This window comes from Variovorax sp. PvP013, from assembly GCF_050435945.1.
Lineage (GTDB): Bacteria > Pseudomonadota > Gammaproteobacteria > Burkholderiales > Burkholderiaceae_C > Variovorax.
The window spans coordinates 1-25,028 of the sequence record NZ_JBNDLF010000008.1; the positions used below are offsets into that span (position 1 = coordinate 1).

Consider the following 25,028-nt stretch of genomic DNA (forward strand, 5'->3'; position numbering starts at 1 on the left):
TCACCCGGCAGACCAGCGAGGAGCTGCTGGCGCAGACGGGGACCGGGCCGCGCATCGAGGCGGCCATCCTGCGTCTCGAGGGCCGGCTGGGCGACCTGCTGCTCATCGCGCAGCTCATGGAGGGCTTCAAGCCCGTCGAACCCGCGCAGGCGCTGGCGCGCTGCGGGATCGCGTTCGATCGCCTCAGTGCGCTCTTCGCCCGCGCGACGGGCGAGGTCATCACCAGCGGCTGAGCGATGGGAGAGGCTGGCCGATGATCGGCCCCGTGCTTGGTGTCTGGTAGCGCGCGGCGCACGCGGCCACGTCCAGGCCCTCGGCGACCGCGCGCAACTGTGCGAAGCGGTGCAGGCCGATGTGCCGCACGGATCGCCGCTCGCCGGAGGAGCGCGTGGGCGAGGGCGGATGCGATGGTGAAGTCACCGTCGGACGGTGAAATTCGAGTCCGAGATTGTGCGAGCGATCTCAGGTCTAGGATCTTCGGCATGGCCTGTTCGGCAGAGACAGGCACATGGAAAAGCCGGAGAACAAGCGTGGATGCATGCAGCATGCGGCGGAATACAAGGAACAGGCGGACTAGACTCAGGACCGGCAAGCCACGGCATTCACACGCACTGATGAGAAGAACCTACACCGAACTGAAAACCGAGATCGCCCGATTGGCGGCAGAAGCCGAGAGGGTGCGGCAGTTTGAGCTGCCCGCCGTCATCGCCGAACTGAATCTGCTCATCGAGCGCTACGAGCTCACCGAGGCGATGATCTTCGGCGTCAGCCGCAAGGAAAACCCGGGTCGGCCAAGGACTGTGCTGGTCCCCAGGTATGTCGATCAGGCCACCGGCAACACGTGGACCGGACGTGGCCCGAAACCGGCTTGGTTGTCCGAAGCGCTCAGTGCCGGCACGCTGGCGGAAAACCTGCTGGTCGGTTGAGGCCTCGCGATGCGCGTTGGACCGCCCATCGCGATCACCCCGTGCTTGTGGATGCACCTGACCCTTTTTTCAGATGAGCAAGGAACACCATGTCTCGTGACCAATACAGCTTCACGAATCCGGTCGAGCAGTACGACCGTGTGGAGCCGCCCGTGCAGCATCAGCCGGTGCCCGGCGTTCAGGCGAGGATGACGCCGGTGCCCGATCTGGGCGAGGCGACGTACCGCGGCAGTGGACGCCTCGCGGGCCGCAAGGCGTTGATCACGGGCGGCGACTCCGGCATCGGCGGTGCGGTCGCCATCGCGTTCGCGCGCGAGGGCGCCGATGTCGTGATCGTCCATCTGCCTGCCGAGCAGGAGGATGCCGAGCACATCCTCGGCCACATCGAGAAGGCTGGCAGGAAGGGACACGCGATCGCCGCCGACATCACGGACGCCGATCGCTGTCGCGCGCTCGTCGCGAAAGCCGTCGGCGTACTCGGTGGGCTCGACATCCTCGTCAACAACGCCGGCAAGCAGGTGGCTGTCGCGCGAATCGCGGATCTGTCCGACGAGCAGTTCGAGCTGACGTTCCGCACGAACGTGTTCGCCAATTTCTGGATCACCAAGGCGGCGCTGGCACACATGTCGGCAGGTGCCAGCATCATCAACACCGCATCGCTGGAGGCCTACAAACCGTCGCCGGAACGTCTGGACTACGCGGCCACCAAGGCGGCGATCAACAATTTTTCGAAGGGACTCGCGCAGCAGCTCGCTCCGCGCGGAATTCGAGTCAACGTGGTCGCGCCCGGGCCGGTGTGGACTGCGCTGCAGGTGTCGGGCGGTGTGTCCGACGAGCAGATGAAGGCCTTCGACGACGAGAACACCTACCAGCGTTCCGGCCAGCCGGCGGAACTCGCGCCCGCCTATGTCTTCCTCGCTTCCGCGGAATCGAGCTACGTCTCGGGCGAGACGTTGAACGTGAACGGTGGCATGGTCACGCCGTGAGGGATCGAAAGGCCCACCGTCTCCCCGGCGGCGTGGCGGCACGACTTCCCATTCGGGTATCGCCGACGCAGTCTCGTGGAGATCGGGAGGGGCCGCTTCCAAAGACCGGGTGAGCGAACGACGGCGTAGGACTTTGAGCAAACGAGTGCTCTGAAGGTCAGCTGCACCCCCGGCGGCGTGCGACACGTCGGCAGGAATGAAGGTCGTGCACCGACCCGGTTCCGACGCGTCGTCGGCGTGATCGACGTGCGTGATCCGGACCGGAGACCAGGTGATTCGGCGAGACGGCGACCGACGCCGTTTCGAACGTGGCCACCACTCTTCTTCAGAAGCCGTAGAGGTCCGCCGGCGTGTCGACCAGCACCAGACGCCGCAGGTCCGGCGAAGGCAGCCAGGCCTGCACTGACTCGGCGAGTTCACCGGGCGCGATGCGGCGATAGGCGCTGACGCCCAGACGCCCGGCCTCGGGCTGCCGCGCCGTGTGGGGCCAGTCGCTGCCCCACAGCACCGACGTCGGCGAGGCCTCGACGAACGCCCGGGCCCAGTCCCGGGCCGACGCGGGCGACGTCAGACGGTAGGGCGCCGACAGCTTCACCAGGACCCGGCCGGTGCGCAGCAGGTCCTCGATCGCCGTCCCCGGGCCGTCGGCGCCGGGGGCTTGCGCCATCAGCGCGAAGTGATCCAGCACGACCCGCGTCGGCAGCGCGGCGAGCCGGTCGGCCAGCGCGGCGACGACGTCCGACGCCGCATACAGCTGCACGTGCCATCCCAGGTCCGCGATGCGGCCGCTCCACCGCGCGAGCATCGCCTCCAGCACGGCGACGTCCTGGCTGCCCGAACTCTCGAGGTTGATGCGCACGCCGCGCACGCCCCGCGCATGCATGCGGCGCAGTTCGGCCGGGGAAACGTCGTCCGGCGGCACCGCGATGCCGCGACCGGTCCCTTCCAGGCGTTCCAGGGCGGCGAGCATGCAGCGGTCGTCGGTGCCGTAGACGCTCGGCTGCACGATCACCGCGCGCTGCAGCCCCAGGGCCGCCATGTGCCTGCGCAGGGCCTCCAGGGGCGCCGGACCCGGGGTGTAGTGCCGGTCCGCGACCATCGGACAGGCCTCCGGCGCGCCGATGACGTGGACGTGGCAGTCGCACGCGCCGGCGGGGAGCGCCGGTTCCGGCGTTCTCGGCGTGTCCGACGCGTCAGGCGGCGCCATGGTCGCCGGCCCTTGCCAGGCGTTGCGCGAACGCCCGTCCCGTGGCGGCGGTGCCCAGGGCGCCGCCGACGTCGCGGGTCGCTTCGCCGGCCTGGATGGCCTCGGCGGCGGCGTGCTCGATGGCCTGCGCCGCGGCGGTGAACGCCGGCAGGCCACGCCGCTGGCCGTGCCAGCCGAGCAGCTGGCCGGCCGACAGGATCAGCGAGAACGGATTGGCGACGTCCTGGCCGGCGATGTCGGGCGCCGAGCCGTGCGCGGCCTGGCCCATCGCGTGGTCGCGGCCCGCGTTGAGCGAGCCGCCCAGTCCCAGACTGCCCGAGAGTTCGGCCGTCAGGTCCGACAGGATGTCGCCGAACATGTTGGTCGTCACCACGACGTCGAATTTCTGCGGCGCGCGCACCACGTGGGCCATCATGGCGTCGACGATGACGTCGTCGACCCGCACCTCGGGGAAGCGCCGCGCCACGCGCCGGCACTCGTCGATGAACATGCCGTCGCCGATCTTCAGCACGTTGGCCTTGTGCACGATGGTCACGTGGCGCTGTCGCGTCATGGCCAGCTCGAAGGCGGACTCGGCGATGCGAGCGCAGCACACCCGCGTGATGCGCCGCAGCGACACCGCTACGTCGGGCGTGATCAGCATCTCGCTGCCGCCGGACGCGATGTTGCGATCGGCGTAGAAGCCCTCGGTGTTCTCGCGCACCACCACCAGGTCGAACGCGCCGACCTTGTGCGGCAGGCCGCTCCAGGTGCGCGCGGGCCGGATGTTGGCGTAGAGGTCGAGCTCCTTGCGGAAGAACTTGGAGGGATTGATCTCGCCCTTGGCCTCGTCCTTGAAGTCGTAGGTGGCCATGGGACCGAGCATCAGGCCGTCGGCGGCCTTGACCTTGGCCAGCAGGGCCGGCGTCACCGTCGCGCCGTGCCGCCGCAGGCTCTCGTGGCCGGCCACGTCGTGGTCGAAGTCGAGGTCGAGGCCGAAGCGCGCGGACGCGGCCTCCAGCACCTCGATCGTGGCGGCCATGCTCTCGGGGCCGATGCCGTCGCCGGGAAGGACAACGATTTTCATGGGAGTGTTCCTGTGGGTTGGGGATTCATTCAAGGATGGTGCCCGTGGCCTTGATCAGGCGCGCGTACTTGGCGACCTCGTCGCGCACGAACCGGTCGAAGCGCTCCGGCGTCATCGGGGTCGCGGCGCTGCCTTCGGCTTCGAAGCGCGCCTTCAGCTCGGGCTCCGTGACGATCCGGTTGATCTCGGCGTTCAGCCGCCAGACGACGTCGTCCGGCGTGGCGCGCGGGGCGAAGTAGCCGCCCCACAGGCTGAAGTCGAAGCCCGGCAGGGTGTCGGCGACCGGCGGCACCTGCGGCAGGCTCGCCAGCCGCGCCGGCGTCGAGACCGCCAGCGCCCGGACCCGCCCGCCCTGCAGGTGCGGCGCGATCGACGACGCGCTGGCGAAGAAGAACTGCACCTGCCCGCCGATCAGGTCGGTGATGGCCTGGCCCGCACCTTTGTAGGGGACGTGGGTCATCTCGGTCCTCGTGCCGGCGGCCAGCGCGGCGGCCGCCAGGTGGCCGGGCGTGGCGGTGCCCGAGGACGCGTAGGCCACGCCGCCGGGCTTGTCGCGCGCGCCCTTCACCAGGTCCGCGACACTCGCGAAGGGCGAGGCCGAAGGCACGGCCAGCACCAGCGGCGCGTCGCCCACCAGGGCCACGGCGCGCAGATCCCTGAGCGCGTCGTAGCCGGGGTTCTTCATGGCGGTGCCGTTGATGGCGATCTCGCCGGTCTGGCCCAGCAGCAGCGTGTGGCCGTCGGCCGGCGCCTTGGCCACGAGCCGGGCGCCCAGCGCGCCACTGGCGCCGGGCCGGTTGTCGACGATCACGGGCTGCCCCAGCGAGCGGGCGAGCCGATCACCGACCAGGCGGGCGAAGACGTCGCCCTGGCCGCCGGGGGCGTAAGGCACGATCACTGTCACGTTGCGTTCCGGCCAGGCGGCGGCGAAGGCGTTGCCGATCGGGGTGACCGCCGCGATGGTCGCCGTGGCTGCGCAAGCGCCGAGGAAGCGGCGGCGCTCGAGTTCGAAGGTCGTCATGGGGAAAGGGCTCCTGTTGAGTGGTTCAACGCAGCTGCATGCCGGGCTTGTTCGCGACGTCGCGCCACAGGGCGAGCTCCTTGCGCAACTCCTGGCCGAAGGCGACGGGCGCCAAGCGCACCGGGTCGGCGCCTTCGTGCAGCAGTCGGCCCTTCACCGGCTCGGCGGCGGCGGCGTCGTTCACCGCCCGGTTGAGCGCCTCGACGATCGCGCCCGGCGTGCCGGCCGGCGCGAGCACGCCCCACCAGGTCGTCACCTCGTAGCCCGGCACGCCCGATTCCGCCAGCGTGGGCAGGTCGGGAAAGAGGGGCGAGCGGCGCGCGCCGGTCACGGCCAGCAGGCTCAGCCTGCCGTCCTTCAGGTGCGTCTGGATGGTGGGCACGGTGGCGAAGAACAGGTCGACCCGTCCGGCCAGCAGCTCGACCGTCGCGGGCGCGCTCCCCTTGAAGGGCACGTGCGTCATCGCGAGGCCGGTCCTCTGGCGGAACATCTCGCCGGCCAGGTGGTTGATGCTGCCGTTGCCGGCCGAGCAGTAGTTCAGCCCCTCGGGCCTGGCCTTCGCCGCGGCGACCAACTGGGCGACGGTCGACACGCCCAGCGCCTTGTTCGCCACCACCAGCAGCGGGCCGCGGCCGATCATGGCGACCGGGACGAAGTCCTTCACCGGATCGAAAGGCAGCTTCGGTTCGATGGCGGCGTTGGTCGCGAAGGTCGAGGTGGCGAACAGCAGCGTGTGGCCGTCGCCCGGCGCCTTGGCCACCAGGTTGGCGCCGATGGCGCCGCCCGCGCCGCCCCGGTTGTCGACGATCACGGGCTGGCCGAGGCGGTCGGCCAGGGTCTTGGCGATGTCGCGGGCGATGCTGTCGGTGCCGCCGCCGGCAGCGAACGGCACGACCAGCGTGATGGGCCGCGCCGGCCAGGGCGCCTGCGCGATCGATGTCAGGGGCAGGGCGGCGAGCGCGGCCAGCAGCACGCGCCGGTGGCGGTGGCGGTGGAAAAGGGTCATGGTGTCTCCGTCGGTTCCTGTCGCGGGTCGATGCAGCGGATGATCGATCGGCAGTGGGGCGCTGTAAATTGCAAAGAAGCTGTCGATTGATACGCTTCGCACATGAATTTCGATCTCTCCGACCTGCGTGCCTTCGTCTCCGTCGCCGACCTCGGCAGCTTCCGCGCCGCCGCCGAGGCCCTGCACCTGTCGCAGCCCGCGCTCTCGCGGCGCGTCGACAAGCTCGAGCAGGCGCTGGGATTCAGGCTGTTCGAGCGCACCACGCGCAAGGTCGAACTCAACGCCATGGGGCGGGCCTTCCTGCCGCGCGCTCGCCACGTGCTGGGCGAGCTGGAGGCGGCCCTGCTGGGCATGGTGGACCTGTCCGAGCGCATCCACGGTCTGGTGACCGTGGCGTGCATCCCCTCGGCGGTGGGCAACTTCGTCGCGGGCGTGGCGCGCGATTTCCATCGCCGCTTCCCGAGCATCCGGGTGCGGCTGCTCGACCAGTCCGCGCCCGACATCCTGCTGTCGGTGGCCCGGTCGGAGGCGGACTTCGGCATCACGTACCTGGGAGCGCAGGAACCCGACCTGGAATTCGAGCGACTCGTCGACGAACCGTTCGTGCTGGCCTGCCGGACCGACCATCCGCTCGCGCACCGGCGCCGGGTGCGCTGGGCCGAGTTGGCCGAGCACGACTGCGTCGTGCTGGCGCCGGGCAGCGGCAACCGGCTCCTGATGGATCAGGGCCTGGCGCACGTGCCGGCGAAACCGCGCTGGACCTGCGAAGTCCAGCACGTGCCGGCGCAACTCAGCCTGATCGAGGCCGGTGTCGGGATCGGCGCCGTGCCCGGGCTGGCGCTGGCCGGGGGCGCCGGCTCGTCCCTGGTCGGCGTGCCGCTGGTCGAGCCCGCGCTCGCACGCAGCGTCGGCATCGTGCGCCGACGCGGACGTCCGGCCGGTGCCGCCGTGCAGGCGTTTCACGACGCGCTGGTCGCGGCGCATCGGCCGGACGACCGTGCGTCGGGTACGGTCCGATCGAAGGCAGGGCGGGCGGATTGACCGCATCGCTTCGCCGGCGGGTCGGCGCGCCCGCGAAGGCAGCGTCGATCGGACGGCGCGCGCCGCGGTTCATGACGGCCTGGGTCACGATCCCGCCATCTTCGGTCTTCTCGGCTGCAGCGCCGACGGATCGGGCCGCCCGAGGGGTGGCCGGAACGCACCTCGCCGCATCGACGGTCCTGCCGCTCGAGGCGACATGGGACTGCGGGCGCGAGACGAAGGCGGTCTTGGGCGTGTGGGGGCGCTCCTCGGTCGCTTCCGGGGCACTGTCTCCCAGGCCCGTGCCGGCGACAGACCCGGCACCTCGCTGGGAAGCGTGGCCGGCCAGTTCCGACGAAGGCTCTGGGCCCGCCATCGGATCGGGCGGTCGCCGTCCGAGCTAGCGTTGCAGCGCGGCAACCATCGCGCGCACCGCGCGCATCTGCGGTGCCATGTTCGTGACCTGCCGGCTGATGAAAGGGATCGGCTGCGTGTAGCCCCAGAAGTCCCAACAGGCCCGCGGATTGTTCAGGTAGGGGATCAGCGGCGTGCCGGTGTCGATCGGCCGCACCTGCGGATAGAGCACGACGATGCGGCTGCCGGCGGCCCAGCGGTTGTAGCCGGCGTCCCGCGCGAACAGGTCGCCGACCACGCCCCCATGCCCATCGCCGGAGTCCCGCGCCTGCCGGCAGCCATGGAACGCGACGTGCAGGCGACAGCGCGCGCCGACGGCGTCGCAGGGGGTGGGCACGTAGACATAGCCGGTGTCGCCCAGTCCGGTGTAGCCCAGTCCTGCGAGGTAGGGCCGCTGATCGAACTCGAGGAGTCGTCCCGCGCCAGCCTGCTCGCTCGAGACCGTGTCCGGATACAGCCACTCGAGCAGATCGCCCGCCGCGTCGAGCGGACAGTCGGTGAGAAAAGGGTACGCCGATGCGCCGCAAGCGGTCGCACCGGCCGGTTTTGGAACCACCGGCATCCCATGGCCGGAGGCCGCGATTCGGCGGTGGCGCAGACGTGAACGCGGCAGCTTCATGTGCGCCACATAGAAAAGTCCGATCGCGTCGACGTTGGCAGCCGGCACGGTCTTGTCCTTGCCGCCGGAGAACAGCCACACGCGTTGAGCCTTCAGGTTGTCGAGCGGATCGATCTGCTCGACCGCGGCCTTGCCGCTGGCCCGCAGGGCACTTTGAACGGCGAGCACCGACGGGGTCGGCGTGCTGCACGACGGCGGCAAAACGCAGGAGCAACGGGTGGTGGCCTCCTGCAGGCTGCCCTGCGCGCAATCGAACGGGCCGCCCGCGAGCACGCCGACCCCCTCGACGCTGGCCGAGAACGCGACAGCGAACTGCACTGCCATGTAGCCACCGGACGAGAGTCCGGAGACCGTGACTTTCGGCTCGACACCGAGCGGGGGCAATGGCGCGGCGGCAAAGCTGCCGCCGCACCATGCCAGCACACCGGCGATGCGCCAGATCCAGGAACCTCGTTCGGACAGCGGCATGTTCATGCGGTCTCCGCTGTTGCGGCGTGCGCGATGCGTACAAGTTTGTCGCCCGAGCGGCCAGTCGATGAGGTCCATCCAACCTTGCGGCGCCGCAAACGTCATCAATGCTGAGGAGGACTGCTCCTCGCACCGGGGCGGCCGGTGCGAGCGCATGGCGATCAGGCCGTCGAGCAAGTCTTGCGATGCGGCACGCGCTTCACGTCATCGCACCGCCGTCACGGCGCCCCGGCAAATTGCCGATGTGCATCGAGACATCACGAGCGATGCCATGGGTGCGCTTGATCGGGGGGCCTTGCCCCGAGCCGGCCCGAATGGGCAATTGCTTCGAATTCGCATGGCGCGAGCGCCACTGCATGCCCAACCATCACTGACTCGGTTTCCGCTGCCAGGCGCAGACTCCCCAGGAGATCCCCATGTCACCTGCGAATGCACTCATCGATTTCGTGGACAGCGTGGCCGCTGCTCCAGTCGCTGCCGCTTCGGGCAGCACCGGTGCGCTACCGGCTGCAGCCCCCTCGACCACGTTGATGCACATCGCCTTTCGACACGGTCCGGTGGACGTGGTCGACACCGCCACGCCGCAAGGCAACGCCTGGCTCCAGGTGCTCACGTCGTTGCAGCGGAACGGCGCCCCGACGTATGTCGAACTCGACCCGGTGAATGGCCATGTCACCCGGGTTCTTCAACCGCACGTGGTGCAGGTGATCGCGATCACCAACATCGTCGATGGCGTGGAAGTCGAACTGCAGATCTCGCATGCCAAGCATTACCTGCGCAAGAGTCAACCCGACTACGCCCGCCTGCTCGCAGCGTTGAAAGACGCGCTGGCGAAGAAGACACGCGTCGCGGTGACCGAGACGCCGGTCGATCACGAGATATTCGAGGTGAGTGCATTGCCGGCAGGCGATGCGGACATCGCCCCGGCTGCCGCGCCCGCCGCTGCACCCGGGAGCGGGCAGGAAGGTCCGGTCGCGACCGCGATCGTGCCATTGGCACAGGCGCAGCGACTCTTCGAGTTGATGAACTCCAAAGTGTGTTGCCCAGCTGGCGCCGCTGCATCGTGGATCACCTTCGGCTACCCCGACGACGGCTGTTGGGGTCGCGCCCACGAGATGCACCGGCTGATGGCCGCCGAAGGCGTGATCGCCGACAAGATCTGGATCTACGGCAGTTTGCGCGTGGCCACGCGAAACAACCCGCGCCGCGAAGTGCGCTGGGGCTGGCATGTGGCACCGACGCTGCTGGTCGATGTGGGCGGTGGGCGCAGCGAAACCTATGTGATCGACCCGTCGCTTTTCCCCGGGCCCGTGTCGCGGGCTACGGCCGTGCATCGGGCGCGGGCACCGGCGACACGCCCTGCGCCAGCGCCTCGGCTCGCTGCACGGCCAGGGCCCGGCGGAAGCCATCGCGCCGCTGCAGGCGTGCCCAGTAGTCCTGGACGGCGCGCGGGAATCGCGCCAGCAATCCCAGGTGTTCGCCCAGCATCAGCGCATAGGCCACGGAGATGTCGGCGCCCGTGAAGCGGCCGGCGCACAGGAACTCGTGATCCGTCAGCACGGCCTCGATGCCGCGCAGCCGGGACAGGAACCACTTCGCGTAGTCGTCGGCCGCCTGCGGCAGCCGGCGCGCGTCGGGCTCGAAATGGCCGTAGCGCAGCACGATGGTCTGCGGGAAGGTCAGCGTCGCCTCGCCGTGATGGAGCCAGTTCAGGTAGGCGCCGTAATCGGCCTCGCGCGGCCGCACCGACAGGCCCCGGGCGTTCTCCGGATCGCAGCGCTCCGGGAGGTACTGGCACATCGCGGCCGACTCGGTCATGCGCGTGTCGCCGTCCTCCAGCAGGGGCACGGTGCCCAGCGGGTTGAGCGCCAGGTAGGAGCGCGCCAGCGCCCGGGGCGGGAACGGCAGCATCCGCAGTTCGTACGGCACGCCCAGCTCTTCCAGGGTCCACAGGGGCCGGAAGGAGCGGGCGCTGACGCAGTGGTGGAGGACGATCATGGGGTCGGCGCCGCGTCGTCGCGGGAGTGGGTGGCATCGGTGCGTGGCGCCGGACCCGGCCGGTCGTCCGTCGCCGGTGCCCGGGCGTGGCGCGCCCGCAGTTCGTCGAAGGACAGCAGCTCGCCGGCGATGGCGCTGGCCGCCACGGTGAGCGGACTCGCCAGCCAGACCTGCCCGGGTCCGCCGCGGCCGGGGAAGTTGCGGTTGATCGCGCTCACGGTGACCTGGTCGGCGCTCAGCGAGCCGCCGGGGCCGCAGTTGCCGCAGGCGCCGCAGGAGGGCTGCAGGATGCGCGCGCCGACGCGCTCGAAGGCCTCCAGGTAGCCGGCCGCGACGCAGTGGTCGCGCACCGCCGTGGTCCCGAACTGGAGGTAGAGCGCGACGCCCGGCGCGACCCGCAGGCCCCGGTCGGCGGCCCACTTCAGCACCGCGTGGTAGTGGTCGAAGTCCTCGCGCTTGCCGGCCGTGCAGGAGCCGCCGTAGGCGATGTCGATGCGCACCGGCCCGGCCACGTCCGCGAGGGGCAGGCCGTTGCCCGGGTCCCCGGGCGCCGCGACCATGGGCGGCACCTGCGCGCAGTCGACGTGGATCGTCCGGGCGTAGACGGCCCCGGGGTCGCTGCGCATCCACGGCGCCACGGCGAAGTCGACGCCGCGGCGCTCGCGCAGGAAGCGCTCCGTCCGCGCGTCGGGCGCGACGATGCCGGTGAAGCCGCCGAGCTCGGCGGTCATGTTGGTCAGGGTGGCGCGCTCGTCGATGTCCATGCCCGAGACCGCGTCGCCCGTGAACTCGAAGACCTTGCCCACGCCGCCGCCCGCGCGGACGAACGGCAGCGCCAGCAGGTGCAGCACGACGTCCTTGGCCGTGACGCCGGGCGCCGGCGTGCCCGCCAGCACGATCCGCAGCGACTCGGGCACGGTCAGCCGGACGGCGCCCGTGACGAAGGCGTTGGCCATGTCGGTCGTGCCGACGCCGAAGGCCACGCAGCCGAGCGCGCCGCTGTGCGTGGTGTGCGAATCGGTGCCCACCACCAGCTGGCCGGGCAGGGCGTAGTGCTCCGCCACCATGGCATGCGAGATGCCCGCGACGTTGGCGCCGTCGTCGAGCGCCGCCTCGTCCTCCGTCAGCGTGCGGTGGGTGCGCAGGCCATGGGCGGTGGCGAAGTCGCGCTGGGCCTCGACCATCCGGTGCACGTTGGGCACCAGGCCGCCGCGCACGTGGGCCGGGCTCTCGGCCACGTACGAGGTGTGGTCCTCGAAGACGACGATGGAGCCGGGATCGTGCAGGTGGAGCGGCCGGCCGAAGGTCGCGTGCAGCAGGTGCGCCGCCATGCCCGTGTAGTACTCGTGGATGAAGCGCAGGTCGGCGCGCACGAAGGCGCCGGCGCCGGGCGCCGGATGCGCGTCGGTGAGTCCGGTCGCCAGCGCATGGCGCGCCACGATCTTCTCGAACAGCGTGCGGGGGCGCGCGTCCATGACGTCGTCCGGCCGCGCGATGTCGCGCATGAAGCGCTGGCCGAAGCGCAGCAGCCCGCCGCACTTCAGGATCGCCGCGGCCAGGGCGTCGCGGCCGGCCACCAGGTCCTCGACCGGGATCGCCTCGCCGGCCCGGATGCGCGGGATCAGGCCGAAGTCGGTGGAAGTGAACAGGCCGATGTTGTCGGCGTTCTGGCGGTACAGGCGCTCGAAGCTCTCGGCGACGACCAGCCGCACGCCGGCGGCCTTCTCGGCCGTCGGGCTGTGCTCGCGCGAGGACCCCTTGCCATAGCGCCTGCCGGCGACCACCACCTCGATGCCGGCGCGCCGGATGGCGTCGGTGGCGATCGGGAACCCTCCGTCGGCCTGGAAGCCGGTGTACGGGTAGCGCCCGAGCTGGTCGTCGTAGTGCGTCAGGATGGGCAGCGGCGTGATCTCGTCGGTCGAGATGTCGTCGCGCAACGGCAGCGCCTCGGCGAGGTCGAGCCGCTCGCCCCGCAGGCAGCGCTCGACCTGCGACCGGGCGCTGCTCAGGAACAGGAGGCGTGCGTCGAAGCGGATGGCTTCGGCGCCCGACGGGTCCGGCATCGGTGTCGGCATGGGGTGGTCCTTCGGGTTCGTGCGCGTGCGGCCCGGCGCCCGCGCGGGGCGGGGGGGCGCTCAGGTCACGGTCACGCCCGCGCTCCGGACGATCTTCTCGTACTTGTCCTTCTCGCTGCGGAAGAACGCGGCGGCGGCCTCCGGCGTGGTCGGCGCGATGACGTTGCCCTGCTTGAGCATGGCCTCGCGCACCTCGGGGTTGGCCATCGCCGCGACGAAGGCGTCGTGGACGCGGCGCACGTCGGCCGCGGCCATCCGGGCCGGTCCGACGACGCCGAACCAGCCCTCCACCACGCAGCCGGGCAGGCCCTGCTCGGCGATGGTCGGTACGTCGGGCAGGCTCGGGGTGCGCGTCGCGCCGCCGACGCCCACGGCCACCATGGCCTGGCTCTTCAGGTGCGCCTGGATGGCCGGCACGGCGATCATCGCCAGGTCGACCTGGCCGCCGATCAGGTCGGCGATCAGCGGCGCCGAGCCCTTGTAGGGCACGTGCTGCACCTGCACGCCGGCCTCGTCGACGAACATCGCGGCGGCCAGGTGCAGGATGGTGCCGTTGCCCGAGGAGCCGTAGTTGTACTTGCCGGGCGCGGCCTTGAGCGATGCCACCAGCTCGCGCACCGACTTCACGGGCAGCTTGCGCGGGTTGACGACCAGCGCCAGCGGCGTGCTGCCCAGCACGGTGATGGGCGTGACGTCGGCGATGGGGTCGAAAGGCAGGCTCCGGTAGACGCTCGGGAAGATCACGTGGTTGTTGGACACCACGCCCAGGGTGAAGCCGTCCGGCGGCGACTTGACCAGCGCGGTCGTGCCGGTGATGCCTCCGGCGCCGGGCTGGTTCTCGATCACCACCGGATGCTTCAAGGCGACGCCCAGGGCCTGCGACGCGGCCCGCACGATGGTGTCGACGCCCGAGCCGGCGCTCACCGGCAGGATGAAGCGCACCGGCCGGTCGCCGCCGCCCTGCGCCCGGGCGGTGGACGCGCCGAGCGCCAGGGCCGCGGCGAGGCCGAGGACGTCGCGGCGGACGAGGCCCGCGCGTGGCCTGTCGAAGGTCTGGATCGTCATGGGTCGTCTCTTTGTCTCGTTGTCTCGTTGTTTCTTTGTTGCCTGGCTCAGGCCAGCACGCGCCGCCCGCGCAGATCGGCGACGTCGTCCGGACCGTAGCCCAGTTCGGCCAGCAGTTCGTCGGTATGTTCCCCGAGGGTCGGCGGATCGAGCCGCACGCCCAGCCGTTCGCCGTCCATCGACAGCGGGAAGAGGGCGGTGCGCGCGGTCTGTCCGGCGCGCTCGCCGTCGGGCAGGCGGATCTCGGCGAGGCCGCCGGTGGCCCGCAGGTGCGGGTCGTCGTAGAGGTCCTCGGGCCGGACGATGGGCGCGAACGGCAGGCCGTGGCGCTCGAAGATCGCCGACAGTTCGGCGGCGTCGTGGTCGGCCAGTCGCACCCGCAGGTCGGCCAGCATCGACGGCCGGCTGCGCACGCGCAGGTTGTTGGTCGCCAGCGCCGGATCGGCCAGCAGGTCGGCGAAGCCCAGCGCCTCGCAGAAGGTCTTCCACTGCGCGTCGCTGACGGCGGCCAGGAAGATCTGCTCGCCGTCCTTCACGGTGAAGACGTCGTAGAGCGCCCAGGCCGAGATGCGCTCGGGCATCGGCGCGGCCGCCTCGCCGGTGATGGCGTACTGCAGCATGTGCTGGCCGACCAGGAAGACGTTGTTCTCGAACAGCGCCGAGCGCACGCGCTGGCCGCGCCCGGTCTCGCGCCGCTGCATCAGCGCGGCCAGCGCGCCGATGGCGCCGAACATGCCGCCCATGATGTCGTTGACGCTGCTGCCCGCGCGCAGCGGATCGCCCGGCCGGCCGGTCATGTAGGCCAGCCCGCCCATCATCTGCACCACCTCGTCGAGCGCGGTGCGGTGCTCGTAGGGGCCGGGCAGGAAGCCGGCGTGGTCGACGTGGATCAGGCCCGGGTTGAGCTTCGACAGCGTCGCGTGGTCGAGCCCGAAGCGCTCCATCACGCCGGGCTTGAAGTTCTGCGCCACCACGTCGGCGTCCACGCACAGGCGCAGCGCGATCTCCAGGCCCTCGGGCGTCTTCAGGTCGAGCGCGATGCTCTTCTTGTTGCGGTTGAACATCGGGAAGAAGCCGGCGCCGGCGCCCAGCAGGCCGCGCGTGCGGTCGCCCTCGATGGGCTCGACCTTCACCACGTCGGCGCCCAGGTCGGCCAGCACCATGCCGCAGGTCGGCCCCATCACCATGTGGGTGAACTCGACCACGCGGATGCCGGCCAGCGGCAGCGGGCGGTGGGAGGGTTCCGACGCGGCGGCGTCGGGGCGGGGGAGGGTGTCGGGAGCGGTCATGGGTTCGACGGCGTTCATGCGCTGGCGGCGGCGGTCCCCGGCGCCGCGACGGCGGCCGCGGGCGTGGCCGGCACGAAGGTCTTGGGGAAGCCGGCGCGCCACAGCGTGCCCTGCAGCGTCTGGCCGGCGAGCCAGCCGGCCAGGCGGGCGCGCAGGTCCAGCAGTGCCGGCAGGTCGATGCCGGTGGCGACACCCATGCTCTCCAGCATGAAGGCGACGTCCTCGGTGCCGACGTTGCCGCTGGCGCCGGGGGCGTGCGGGCAGCCGCCGATGCCGCCCAGGCAGGCGTCGAAGCGCGTGACGCCGACCTCCAGCGCGGCATACACGTTGGCCAGGCCCATGCCGCGCGTGTCGTGGAAGTGGCCGCACCAGACGCGGTCGCCGGCGATGCGGATCGCCCGCTCGAACAGGCGCCGCACCATCGCCGGATCGGCGTAGCCCACCGTGTCGGCCAGGCTCACGCGGTCGGCGCCGGCGTCGAGCAGGGCCTGCATCAGGCGCAGCACCTCGTTGGTCCCCACCTCGCCCTGGAGCGTGCAGCCGAAGGCGGTGCCGACGCCGCCGTCGATCAACGTCCTCGACCCGGCCGCGTCGCGCGCCGCGCGCATCTTCGCGACCTCGGCGACCACCTCGTCGGGCGTCCTGCGCAGGTTGGCCAGGCTGTGGGCGTGGCTGGCCGACAGGGGCACCATCATCAGGTCGGCCCCGCCCTCGATGGCGCGTTCGGCGCCCCGGAGGTTGGGCACCAGCACCGAGGCGAAGACGCCCGGCAGCGTCCTGGCGAAGGCCAGCAGCTCGGCCGTGTCGGCGAGCTGCGGCATCAGGCGTGCCGGCACGAAGGAGCCGACCTCGATCTCGCGCTGCCCCGCCGCGTGCGCGGCGCGCAGCCATTCGATCTTGGTGGCCGTGGGCAGCACGACCGGGATGCTCTGCAGGCCGTCGCGCAGGCCGACCTCGCGGATCACCGCGCGCGGCGGCAGGAAGGCGTGGGGCTCGCGACCCGGCCGCCCGGGCGTCGAAACGTCGTCGTTCATCGTGTCTGTCTCCTTGTGCGGACATCGTAGGAATTCCGGGCCGCGAAGCGACGCAATCTGGGAACATGCAGGATTCCCGATCGGAACATCACGCGCCCCACCGGCACGAACGGACGCCCGCTCCATGAGAGACCTCGACCTGACCACCCTGCGCCTGTTCGTCGCCGTGTGCGAGACCGGCAGCCTGAGCCGCGCGGCGGAACAGGCCCACATCGTCGGCTCGGCGATCAGCAAGCGCCTGGCGCAGCTGGAGGCCGGCCTGGGCACGCCGCTGCTGGTGCGCCGCCGGCGCGGCGTGGTGCCCACGCCCGCCGGCGCGACCCTGCTCGAGCACGCCCGCGCCGTGCTCGCCGGGGTCGACCGCATCGGGCGCGACATGGCGGGCTACGCGGGCGGCGCGCGGGGGCTGGTGCGGGTGCTGTGCACGTCGTCGGTGCTGGAGGAGTCGCTGGCGCACGACGTCGCCGATTTCCTGCGGCAGCCGGCGCACGGCGACATCCAGGTCACCATGGAGGACCACATCAGTCCGCACGTGGTGCGCGGCGTGCTCGAAGGCACCGCCTCGCTGGGACTGTGCTGGGACGCCGTCGACACCCAGGGCCTGGCGACGCGGCCCTACCGCACCGACCGGCTGGCCATGGTGATGCACCCGGCGCACCCGCTCGCCGGCCACGAGCGCCTGCACTACGCGCAGACGCTCGCGCACCAGCAGGTGGGCCTGCCGGCCACCACCATCCTGCAGATCCTGCTGCGGCGCGTGGCGGCCGGGCAGGGCCTGCAGATCCAGAGCCGCGCCACGGTGTCGAACTTCGACGCCGCGCTGCGCGTGGTGCAGGCCGACCTCGCCATGGCGGTGGTGCCGGTCGAGGTCGCGGACGTCTACGCGAGCGCCGTGGGGCTGCGCGTCGTCCCGCTGGCCGACGCCTGGGCGCGGCGGCAGTTCGTGGTGTGTTTCAAGGACCCGACCGCGCTGTCGTCGGCCGCGCGATCGCTGCTCGAGCACCTGTCGAGCCGATCGAGTGGCCCCTGATGGCTTTCGGCACCGCTCGAGGCCTTGCGATGGCAACGCGCTGTCACCGGTTGCCGACCGGCACCCGAGGTTCGACGACAGGGAAGGTGGGTCGGAAGCTGTCGAGCATGCCCATGAGTTCGGCGAGCTTGCCGCGATCGCCTTCGATTTCCAGGTCGCCCGCGAGCAGGGCGGCCTGGACACTGGTCTGCTCGAGCGTGATGGCATCGAGCACCGCGCGGCTGACCCTGACCGTCGCGTCCGCATCGGCCTGTCGGCCCGCCACGTGCGTGAGCGCCGAATTTTCCAGCGTGAGAACGACCTGATCCCGGGAGTCGGTGAAGACCCAGTTGATGACCAGATGCTTGCCTTCGGCCTTCGCGGCATCGAGCCGCACGCCCAGGAAGTCGAAGAAGAGGTCGTTGCCGACGGCCTTGAGCATGTCGACGTTGGCGCCGCCGGCGGCCGGGTTCTTCGGGACCCCGTCGCGCAGTTCCATCGCGCCGACGAGGTAGGCATTGCGCCACGTCCCGGCCTCGGCCTGATAGCCCAACTGCTCGAGGGCGTCCGCGCCCAGTTCGCGCGCGGCGCGGTTCGATGGATCGGCGTGGACGACGTCGTTCATCACGCTCGCGACCCAGCGGTATTCGCCGTTTCCGAAATCCTCGCGCGCGCGGGCGAGGACGGCGTCGGCGCCCCCCATGTACGCCACGGTCTTGCGGGCCGATTCGACCGGTGGCAGCGGGTCGAGGTTCGCCGGATTGGCGTCGTACCAGCCCAGGTATTTCTGGTAGACCGCCTTCGCGTTGTGGCGCAGCGTGCCGTAGTAGCCGCGCGCGGACCAGACGTGGTCGAGGCTGGCGGGCATGCGCAGCGTCTCGGCGATCTCGTCGGCGGTATGGCCCCGGTTGAGCAGGCGCAGCGACTGGTCGTGGATGAACTTGTACATGTCGCGCTGCTGCTTCATGAGCGACACCACGCGGGCGTTGCCGGCGACGGGCCAGTGATGCTGCGCGATGAGGATGTCGGTGCGCTCGCCGTAGGCCACGCGCGCTTCGTCGATGTACTTCGACCACAGGTTGCCGTCGCGCACCTCGGCCCCCCGCAGGGTGTAGAGGTTGTGCATGGTGTGCGTGATGTCCTCGGCCATGTTGAGCACGCGGAATTGCGGCAGGTAGACGAGCATCTCCGCCGGTGCCTCCGAACCCGGCACCAGCCTGAACTCGAAGCGCACACCGTCGATGTCGCGCTGCTCGACGCGCTCGACGACGCTCGAGGTCGGTGCGATGAGCGAGACCGTCCCGCGCGCGAGCGCCTTGCCCAGTCCCGTGTCGACCTGGCCCGTGGTGCCCGGTGGCAGGTAGGTGCCGAACTGGTACTGGGCACGCCGGTTCATCGCGTTGCCCGCGAGGATGTTCTCGGCCACGGCGGTTTCCATGAAGCCCGCCGGCGCGATGACCTGCACCTTGCCGGCCCTCGCGTCGTCCTCGTCGATCACGTCGCGCACGCCGCCGAAGTGGTCGACGTGACCGTGCGTGTAGATGACCGTGCCCACCGGCTTGCGCGGGCGGTGCGCGTGGTACAGGGCGAGGGCGGCGCGCGCCGTCTCGGTCGTCAGCAGGGGGTCGATGACGATGAGCGTGTCGTCGCCCTCGACGATGGTCATGTTGGCGAGGTCGAAGCCGCGCACCTGGTAGATGCGCTCGCCGACCCGGAACAGGCCGTGGATCGCGTTGAGCTGCGCCTGTCGCCACAGGCTGGGGTTGACGGTGTCGGCGGGCCGGTCGCTCCCGAGGAATTCGTAGGGCTTCATGCTCCACACGGACCGCCTGCCGTCCGCGGTCCGCACGGTGGCATCGGGCACGGTGTCGACGAAGCCCCGCATCGCGTCCTCGAAATCCTGCCGGTCCGCGAAAGGCAGTGTCTTCGCCAGCGCGGCATGGGCTCGCAGCGTCGAGGGCTCGGAGGGTTTGGCCTGTGCCGCGACCCCGTGCGTGGCGAGCGCGCAGGTCGTGGCGATGCACAGCGCGGCGAATGTATGACCCTGGCGCATGAGCGGAACTCCGTCGGACGGCGGGAACGGATTCGAGCGACGGACTACAGCGCCGTGAGCTGCGCCGTGGCCATCATCCGCCGGGTCAGGTCGATCTCGTTCCTGAAGAGCTCGACGTAGCCCTCGGGGGTCGACGGGCTGACCTCGCTGCCGAGGTCCGTCAGGGCGCGCACCACCTCGGGCTGCCCGAGCGCCTGCGCGAACGCAGCGCGGATTCGTGCGACGACCGGGTCGGGGGCGCCGGCGGGCAGCGAGAGCCCGCCCCACGACGACAGTTCGACGCCGCTCACGTTCTGCTCGCTCAAGGTCATGACGTCGGGCAGCGCCGCATTGCGCTTGCGACCGGCCACGGCCAGCGCGCTGAGCCTGTCCGCCTTCACCTGGGGATAGGCGACCGAGAAGATGGGCATGCCGAAGGTCACCTGCTTGCCCAGCACGGCATTCACCAGTTCCGAGGCGCCCTTGTAGGGCACGTGCGTCGCCTGGATGCCCGCCGATCTGAGGAACAGCTCCACGGCCAGGTGCGAGGGCGTCCCGACGCCGCCCGAGGCGTAGTCGAGCTGACCGCGGCCGGCGCGCGCCTTGTCGATCAGGTCCGCCACGCTGCGGATGCCCGAGGAGGCGTCGACGACGAGCAGCACGTCGGAATTGGTCAGCCGCATGACGTGGCGGAAGTCCTTCAATGCGTCGTAGCCGGGGTTCTGGTACATGACCATGTTCGCGGCCATGGGCCCGGCGGAGTAGATCCACGTGTGACCGTCCGGCGCGGCGCGCGCCACCAGCCGGGCGCCGATGTTGCCCGCCGCGCCACCGCGGTTCTCGATGATCACCGGCTGGCCCAGCGTCGGCGCCACGGCTTCCGCCAGGACACGCGCCGCGTGATCCGGCGCGGTGCCGGCGAGGTAGGGAACGACCCACTTGATGGGGCGCGTGGGCCAGGGTTCGGCGCTGCGGGCGGCGCAGGCGAGCGCCGCGAGGGGCGCGGCGGCGAGCGCCCGGCACAGGCCGCGACGGGGGAGGTTCGGTGTCATGTCTGTCTCCGGGATCTGTTTCTCGTCTGGCGCCGAGCGAGGTTCAGCCCAGGTCGCCGAGCAGTTCGCGCGCCACGATGTTCTTCTGGATCTCGCTCGTTCCGGTGAGGACGCGGTACATGCGCAGCATGCGGAACAGGAACTCCACGCGCCGTCCCTGCACGATGCCCTCGCCCCCGTGGATCTGCACGGCGGCGTCCGCGATGCGGAAGGCGGCCTCCGAACAGAACAGCTTGCTCATGGAGGACTCCGCGCGCGGATCGCCGCCCGCGTCGATCTGGCGCGCGGTCGAGATCATCAGCGCGCGGGCCGCGGCGAGTTGCGTGGCCATGTCGGCCAGCGAGTGCTGGATGGCCTGGAACTGCCCGATGGCGCGGCCGAACTGCCGGCGCGACCTGGCGTAGTCCCTCGCATCCTTCAACGCCACGGTCGCCAGCCCGACCATCGCCGGGCAATGCAGCAGCCGATTGACCGTGATGCGCCCCAGCGCCAGGGCCAGGCCGCGCCCCGGCTCGCCGATCCGGTTGGCGACCGGCACGCGGCAGTCCCGCAGCACGATGTCGCCCGTGCTGGACTGGCCGGCCATGGTCTTGTAGTTGCATTGCACTTCCACGCCGGGCGCGTGGAGGTCGACGAAGAAGGCGGTGATCTCGCGCCACGCCGGGTCGTCCGACGTCGAGGCCATCAGCACCGCGAAGTCCGCGAACGGCGAGCCCGAGATGAAGCGCTTGCAGCCGTCGAGCACATAGGTGTCGCCCTCCCGCACCGCCCGCGTGCGCAGCGAACCGGGATCGGAGCCCGCTTCCGCTTCCGTGAGGGCGAAGCAGATCGAGCGTTCGGCCTGCGCGACCGGCAGGATGAAAGCCGCCAGTTGCGCGGGTGTCGCGTGGCGCACCAGCGCCCCCACGCGGGGCGGGCCGCTGAGCTCGCCGAAGACGTGCGGCGCGAAGGGAGAGCCGCTCGCGTAGATCGATTCCTTGACGAGCACGTGATCGAGCATCGACAGGCCCAGGCCGCCCATCTGCGTGGGCAGCGTCATGCCGTAGAAACCCAGTTCGTGCGAGCGGCGCCAGACGCGCTGCAGCGTGGCCTTGCTCGCGCCGCCTTCGTGGTCGATGCCTTCCTCCTGGGCCAGGGCGGCCAGTTCGCCATGCAGGAAGTCGTCGATGCGCGCGATGAGCTCGGCCGCGCGTTCGGAACCTTCGAACCGGTGACCGTCGAACAGCGGCACGCGCAGCCCGCGGGTGTCTTGAGTGGGATGGGTCATGGCCGTGCGCCTCAGTTCACACGCCTGTCGCGACCGGCCCAGTACGGCGACTGGATCGCCTTGCGGGCGACCTTGCCGTTGGCGTTCTTCGCGAGCGAAGCGACGAACTCGATGCGGCGCGGGCGCTTGAAGCCCGCCAGCCGCTCGGCGCAGAAGGCGTCGAGCGCGGCGGCGTCGGCACGGGCGCCCGCCTTCACCACGATCTGCGCGGCCACGGCTTCCCCCCACTTGTCGTCGGGCACGGCGAACACGCAGGCTTCGTCGACCGCACCGTGCTGGTAGAGCACGGCCTCGACCTCCGAGGGGTAGACGTTGAAGCCGCCGCTGATGACCATGTCCTTCTTGCGGTCCACGATGTAGATGTAGCCGTCGTCGTCGACGCGCGCGAGATCGCCGGTGTGATATCGGCCGTCCTTCAAGACCTCGGCCGTGAGTTCCGGCGCCCGCCAGTAGCCCGCGAACACGTCGGGTCCGCCGACGACGATCTCGCCGATCTCTCCCGCTTCCACGCACCGTCCTTCGTCGTCGACCACCGCGACGTCCGACTCGAGGTACGGCCGTCCGCAGGAGGCCAGCCGCTCGGGCCTGGCCGCGCGCGCGAAGAGGTGATCCTCCACCGTGAGCCCGCAGACGCCCGAGGTGGTCTCGCCAGCGCCGTAGCCCTGGGACAGCACGGGGCCGAACACGTCCATCGCCTGCAGGATGCGCGCCGGGGCCATGGGCGCCGCGCCGTAGCCCAGGCGCTGGAGGTCGGGGAGCGGGCGGTACCGGCCCTGCACCTCGTTCAACACCATGTTGATCATGGTCGGCACCATGAAGGTGTGCGTCACCCGTTCGCGCCGCATTTCCTCGACGAAACGACCGGGCTCGAAGCCCGCGAACAGGCGGATGGTCGCGCCGGCGCACAAGGCCGGCACCAGCTGCATGCCCGAGGCGTGGGTGATGGGGCCGACGAGGCCCAGCAGATCGCCCGCGCGCAGGCCGTCGGAGCGCATCATGAACTTGCGCAACTGGGCGAGGCGGTTGCCGAAGGTCTGCATCGCGGCTTTCAGCACGCCGCTCGAGCCCGAGGTGTAGTGCAGCACGGCCAGTTCGTCGGCCCGCACGCGCACGGGGGCGAAGCGATCGCTGGCACGCGCGAGCAGACTTTCGTAGGACGTCGCGGCACCGTCGGCGGCGTCGAGCAGCAGCAGACCCGGCGTGGCACCCTGGAGATGAGGCAGGAAGCTCTCGGCGCGCTGCGACGTGGTCAGGACCCAGCGCGCCTGGCTGTTCTCGATGACCTCGGCTACTTCGACCGGCGCGAGCCGCGCGTTCATCGGTGCCTTCACCAGGCCGGCCTTGTAGCAGGCCAGTTCCAGCTCGACGATCTCGACGCGGTTGGGCAGGTAGACGCCCACGCGGTCGCCACGTCGCAGGCCCAGGCCGAGCAGCGCGTTGGCCAGCCGGTTGGCGCGCTGGTCGAGCTGGGCGTAGGTGACGGTGCGGGCGTCGATGGCGATCGCCACGCGTCCCGCGTGCAGCCGCGCGGCGCGGGATGCGAGTTCGCCGACGTTGGCGACTTCGAAAGCGGTGGAAGTCAAGAGCGTGTCTCCTGGAAGGGATGTGCGTGTCGTCGCACGCATGGAGCCACTGTCGTGGCAATCGCTTCCCCGCAACAAATACCGTTTGGTGATGTCGAGCCATCAATCGCATTGATGGCCGTTCCCCGCCTGGAGATCCGGCGCTACGGACGCTTCGCCTTCGCCGTCGTCCCCGCCGTCCCTCGACCCTCCAGCAGGAACTCGGCCTGCCAGCGGCCCGTCTCGATCATGGTCCGCGTCTCGTCGACGAGAACGTCGAGCACCGCGCGCGTGGCCGCGTCGGGCGTGCGCGCCGAGAGCGTCGCCAGGAAGTAGTCACGCATGATTTCCGGCTGCACCACGCGAGCGACGAGCCAGCGTCCCCGGCCGTCGTCGGGGGGACCGTCGCCGAGCGCGCAGGCCGGCGTGAAGGTGAAACCCGCACCCGCGTGGGAGAGCGACCGGATCACGCGCGCCGAGTCGTGTTCGTGGGCGATGTTGAGTTCGATCCCGGCGCTGGCGGCCGTCTGCTCGATGCGCGCGCGGATGCTGAAGCGGCGGGACTGCAGCACGAGCGGCAGACGGGCGGCGATGGCGAACGGCAGTTCCGGCCGTGCGCCCGCACGCGATGGCCGTCGCGTGCGGGAAGTCACCGCACCGTCGGCGTCGCGGCCACAGACATGCATCGCCTCGCGCACGAAAGGTTTCACGTCGAGGCCGCTCACGTCGTCGGTGTCGACCAGGATGCCGATGTCGGCACGCCGATCGCGCATGGTTTTCTTCACCATCAGGCTCAGGTCGTCGAGGACGAAGACGCGGATGCCCGGGCACGTCGCCTTCAGGCGCGCGAGGACCGGACCCATCAGCAGGGACGCGATGAGAAAGGGCAGGGCCAGGGTGACCGAACCTTCGGGGCCCTTCGGGGCGCGCTGGATGCGTTCGCACATCGCGCCGGCATCGGACAGGAGCCGGCGCGCGTCTTGATAGAACTGCTGGCCCGCCGCGGTCGGCGTGACGCCCGTGTGCGAGCGCTCGAGCAGCTGCGTGCCCAGTTCGTCCTCGAGCTTCTTGATCTGTGCCGTCAGGGCCGGCTGCGCGACGTAGAGCGAACCCGCCGCGCGCGAGAGACTGCCGGCTTCCAGCACGGCGACGAAGTAGCGTAGCGAGCGCAATTCCATGGGAGCAACGGGCTGTTGGGGCGTGACGCCAGGGTCCCGCCGGTTTCGACCCCGGCGTTCATTCTTCGGTCTTGTACAGCATCGGACCGCCGGGAACGCACGGGACATGCGCCACGGCCGCCGTCGTGCCCCTGGCGTCGGGCGACATCGCCAGTCGCTCGATCGTAGACATGCCGATCGCGTCGGCGTCCGGCCCGGCTCGAAGGGAGGCGGTGGGCATGCCTGGATGCGCGGATCGACCTCAGCGATTGCCGGAGCGTCGCTCGGAAAGGCCGAACCCGTCGTCCGCGCCAGGCTGGCGACGGCTTCGCGTGGCCAGCAGCGCGCCGATCCAGCCGAAGTAGAAGAGCACCTGGAGCAGGCTGCGCGCGAGCAGGGCGCGCAGACTCTCGGTCGTCTCGGTGCCGGTCCAGTGGAGCTGCAGACCCAGCAGCCAGCCGAAGGATTTGGCCCAATCGGCCAGCATGGAGTGGCCTTCCATCGAAGGCCGGACGGCCTGCCCCATGCCGATGACCGCAGCCAGCGCCCAGACGATGGAGACCATGCGCAACACGCGCAGCAAGACGGGCATGCCGATCCTCGACGAAAAAAGGACGGATCATAAGAGGCCCCACCCGGCGGCGCATCGCGTCCTCCGACGGCGGCGATCCCTCAGGCATCGTTCCGACGACGGGCCGGCCAAACCGTCGAGGATGGTTCCGTCCATGATTCGCCCGCCATGGCGGGTCCCGCTT

The 25,028-nt window shown here is 70.7% G+C and carries 23 protein-coding genes and 1 pseudogene; 6 read left to right on the top strand and 18 right to left on the bottom strand.

Features of this window, described 5'->3' with window-relative positions:
• Positions 1-233 (top strand): hypothetical protein (locus ABID77_RS17870; RefSeq protein ID WP_429598634.1); only part of this gene is annotated, 233 nt, incomplete at its 5' end.
• On the opposite strand, the gene ABID77_RS17875 is transcribed toward ABID77_RS17870, so the two are convergent.
• Positions 220-420, bottom strand: a complete 201-nt coding sequence (locus tag ABID77_RS17875) for a hypothetical protein (RefSeq protein ID WP_429598636.1) — start codon at positions 418-420, stop codon at positions 220-222. The genes ABID77_RS17870 and ABID77_RS17875 overlap by 14 nt on opposite strands.
• Before the next feature lie 194 nt (positions 421-614).
• Here ABID77_RS17875 and ABID77_RS17880 point away from each other — a divergent pair, with 194 nt between their 5' ends.
• Positions 615-926, top strand: a complete 312-nt coding sequence (locus ABID77_RS17880) for an H-NS family nucleoid-associated regulatory protein (protein WP_429598638.1) — start codon at positions 615-617, stop codon at positions 924-926.
• A gap of 89 nt (positions 927-1,015) precedes the next feature.
• Positions 1,016-1,912 (top strand): SDR family oxidoreductase, encoded by an 897-nt coding sequence (locus tag ABID77_RS17885; RefSeq protein WP_429598640.1) that lies wholly within the window; start codon positions 1,016-1,018, stop codon positions 1,910-1,912.
• Between the two features lie 325 nt (positions 1,913-2,237).
• Here ABID77_RS17885 and ABID77_RS17890 read toward each other — a convergent pair whose 3' ends face one another.
• Genes ABID77_RS17890 through ABID77_RS17905 form a run of 4 tightly spaced genes read right to left on the bottom strand, consistent with a single transcriptional unit; the run spans position 2,238 to position 6,212 of the window.
• A complete protein-coding gene (locus tag ABID77_RS17890) occupies positions 2,238-3,119 on the bottom strand; it encodes an amidohydrolase family protein (protein ID WP_429598642.1) in 882 nt (293 codons plus the stop codon).
• The gene (locus tag ABID77_RS17895; RefSeq protein ID WP_429598644.1) at positions 3,106-4,185 is read right to left on the bottom strand and encodes an isocitrate/isopropylmalate dehydrogenase family protein; all 1,080 of its coding nucleotides are present in this window, start codon (positions 4,183-4,185) and stop codon (positions 3,106-3,108) included. Before ABID77_RS17895 ends, ABID77_RS17890 begins: the two co-directional genes overlap by 14 nt.
• A 25-nt stretch (positions 4,186-4,210) precedes the next feature.
• The gene (locus ABID77_RS17900) at positions 4,211-5,206 is read right to left on the bottom strand and encodes a Bug family tripartite tricarboxylate transporter substrate binding protein (protein WP_429598646.1); all 996 of its coding nucleotides are present in this window, start codon (positions 5,204-5,206) and stop codon (positions 4,211-4,213) included.
• Positions 5,207-5,231: 25 nt separating this feature from the next.
• A complete protein-coding gene (locus ABID77_RS17905) occupies positions 5,232-6,212 on the bottom strand; it encodes a tripartite tricarboxylate transporter substrate binding protein (RefSeq protein ID WP_429598648.1) in 981 nt (326 codons plus the stop codon).
• Between the two features lie 102 nt (positions 6,213-6,314).
• Here ABID77_RS17905 and ABID77_RS17910 point away from each other — a divergent pair, with 102 nt between their 5' ends.
• Entirely contained in the window at positions 6,315-7,253 is a 939-nt protein-coding gene (locus ABID77_RS17910; RefSeq protein WP_429598650.1) for a LysR family transcriptional regulator, read from the top strand.
• A gap of 379 nt (positions 7,254-7,632) precedes the next feature.
• On the opposite strand, the gene ABID77_RS17915 is transcribed toward ABID77_RS17910, so the two are convergent.
• Positions 7,633-8,910, bottom strand: a complete 1,278-nt coding sequence (locus tag ABID77_RS17915; protein WP_429598652.1) for an extracellular catalytic domain type 2 short-chain-length polyhydroxyalkanoate depolymerase — start codon at positions 8,908-8,910, stop codon at positions 7,633-7,635.
• Between the two features lie 353 nt (positions 8,911-9,263).
• On the opposite strand from ABID77_RS17915, the pseudogene ABID77_RS17920 reads away from it, so the two are divergent.
• A pseudogene (locus ABID77_RS17920) lies at positions 9,264-10,040 on the top strand (protein-glutamine glutaminase family protein); the annotation flags it as partial.
• A 13-nt stretch (positions 10,041-10,053) separates the two neighbouring features.
• Here the strand turns inward: ABID77_RS17920 and ABID77_RS17925 are convergent.
• The 5 genes from ABID77_RS17925 to ABID77_RS17945 are packed head-to-tail and all read right to left on the bottom strand — an operon-like array spanning position 10,054 to position 16,194.
• The gene (locus ABID77_RS17925; protein WP_429598654.1) at positions 10,054-10,731 is read right to left on the bottom strand and encodes a glutathione S-transferase family protein; all 678 of its coding nucleotides are present in this window, start codon (positions 10,729-10,731) and stop codon (positions 10,054-10,056) included.
• Positions 10,728-12,806 (bottom strand): aconitase family protein, encoded by a 2,079-nt coding sequence (locus tag ABID77_RS17930; protein ID WP_429598656.1) that lies wholly within the window; start codon positions 12,804-12,806, stop codon positions 10,728-10,730. The genes ABID77_RS17925 and ABID77_RS17930 overlap by 4 nt, the downstream gene beginning before the upstream one ends.
• Positions 12,807-12,866: 60 nt before the next feature.
• Complete coding sequence (locus ABID77_RS17935) at positions 12,867-13,871, bottom strand: tripartite tricarboxylate transporter substrate binding protein (RefSeq protein ID WP_429598658.1); 1,005 nt, start codon at positions 13,869-13,871, stop codon at positions 12,867-12,869.
• A 47-nt stretch (positions 13,872-13,918) separates the two neighbouring features.
• A complete protein-coding gene (locus ABID77_RS17940; RefSeq protein WP_429598660.1) occupies positions 13,919-15,160 on the bottom strand; it encodes a CaiB/BaiF CoA transferase family protein in 1,242 nt (413 codons plus the stop codon).
• 14 nt (positions 15,161-15,174) lie between these two features.
• Positions 15,175-16,194, bottom strand: a complete 1,020-nt coding sequence (locus tag ABID77_RS17945) for a hydroxymethylglutaryl-CoA lyase (protein ID WP_429598662.1) — start codon at positions 16,192-16,194, stop codon at positions 15,175-15,177.
• A 124-nt stretch (positions 16,195-16,318) separates the two neighbouring features.
• Between ABID77_RS17945 and ABID77_RS17950 the strand changes: the two genes are divergently transcribed.
• Positions 16,319-17,224: a LysR family transcriptional regulator gene (locus tag ABID77_RS17950; protein ID WP_429598664.1), complete on the top strand. Its 906-nt coding sequence runs from the start codon at positions 16,319-16,321 to the stop codon at positions 17,222-17,224.
• 43 nt (positions 17,225-17,267) lie between these two features.
• On the opposite strand, the gene ABID77_RS17955 is transcribed toward ABID77_RS17950, so the two are convergent.
• The 7 genes from ABID77_RS17955 to ABID77_RS17985 all read right to left on the bottom strand — a co-directional run bounded on the left by ABID77_RS17955 (position 17,268) and on the right by ABID77_RS17985 (position 24,865).
• Positions 17,268-19,256: an alkyl/aryl-sulfatase gene (locus ABID77_RS17955; RefSeq protein ID WP_429598666.1), complete on the bottom strand. Its 1,989-nt coding sequence runs from the start codon at positions 19,254-19,256 to the stop codon at positions 17,268-17,270.
• 44 nt (positions 19,257-19,300) lie between these two features.
• On the bottom strand, positions 19,301-20,287 hold the full coding sequence (locus tag ABID77_RS17960) for a Bug family tripartite tricarboxylate transporter substrate binding protein (RefSeq protein ID WP_429598668.1): 987 nt from the start codon (positions 20,285-20,287) through the stop codon (positions 19,301-19,303).
• A gap of 43 nt (positions 20,288-20,330) precedes the next feature.
• A complete protein-coding gene (locus ABID77_RS17965; RefSeq protein WP_429598670.1) occupies positions 20,331-21,554 on the bottom strand; it encodes an acyl-CoA dehydrogenase family protein in 1,224 nt (407 codons plus the stop codon).
• An 11-nt stretch (positions 21,555-21,565) separates the two neighbouring features.
• Positions 21,566-23,137, bottom strand: coding sequence for an AMP-binding protein (locus ABID77_RS17970; protein ID WP_429598672.1), 1,572 nt, complete (start codon positions 23,135-23,137; stop codon positions 21,566-21,568).
• A gap of 143 nt (positions 23,138-23,280) precedes the next feature.
• Entirely contained in the window at positions 23,281-24,294 is a 1,014-nt protein-coding gene (locus tag ABID77_RS17975) for a LysR family transcriptional regulator (protein ID WP_429598674.1), read from the bottom strand.
• Between the two features lie 58 nt (positions 24,295-24,352).
• A complete protein-coding gene (locus ABID77_RS17980) occupies positions 24,353-24,514 on the bottom strand; it encodes a hypothetical protein (RefSeq protein WP_429598676.1) in 162 nt (53 codons plus the stop codon).
• Positions 24,515-24,535: 21 nt separating this feature from the next.
• Positions 24,536-24,865, bottom strand: a complete 330-nt coding sequence (locus ABID77_RS17985) for a hypothetical protein (protein ID WP_429598678.1) — start codon at positions 24,863-24,865, stop codon at positions 24,536-24,538.
• Between the last annotated feature and the right edge of the window lie 163 nt (positions 24,866-25,028).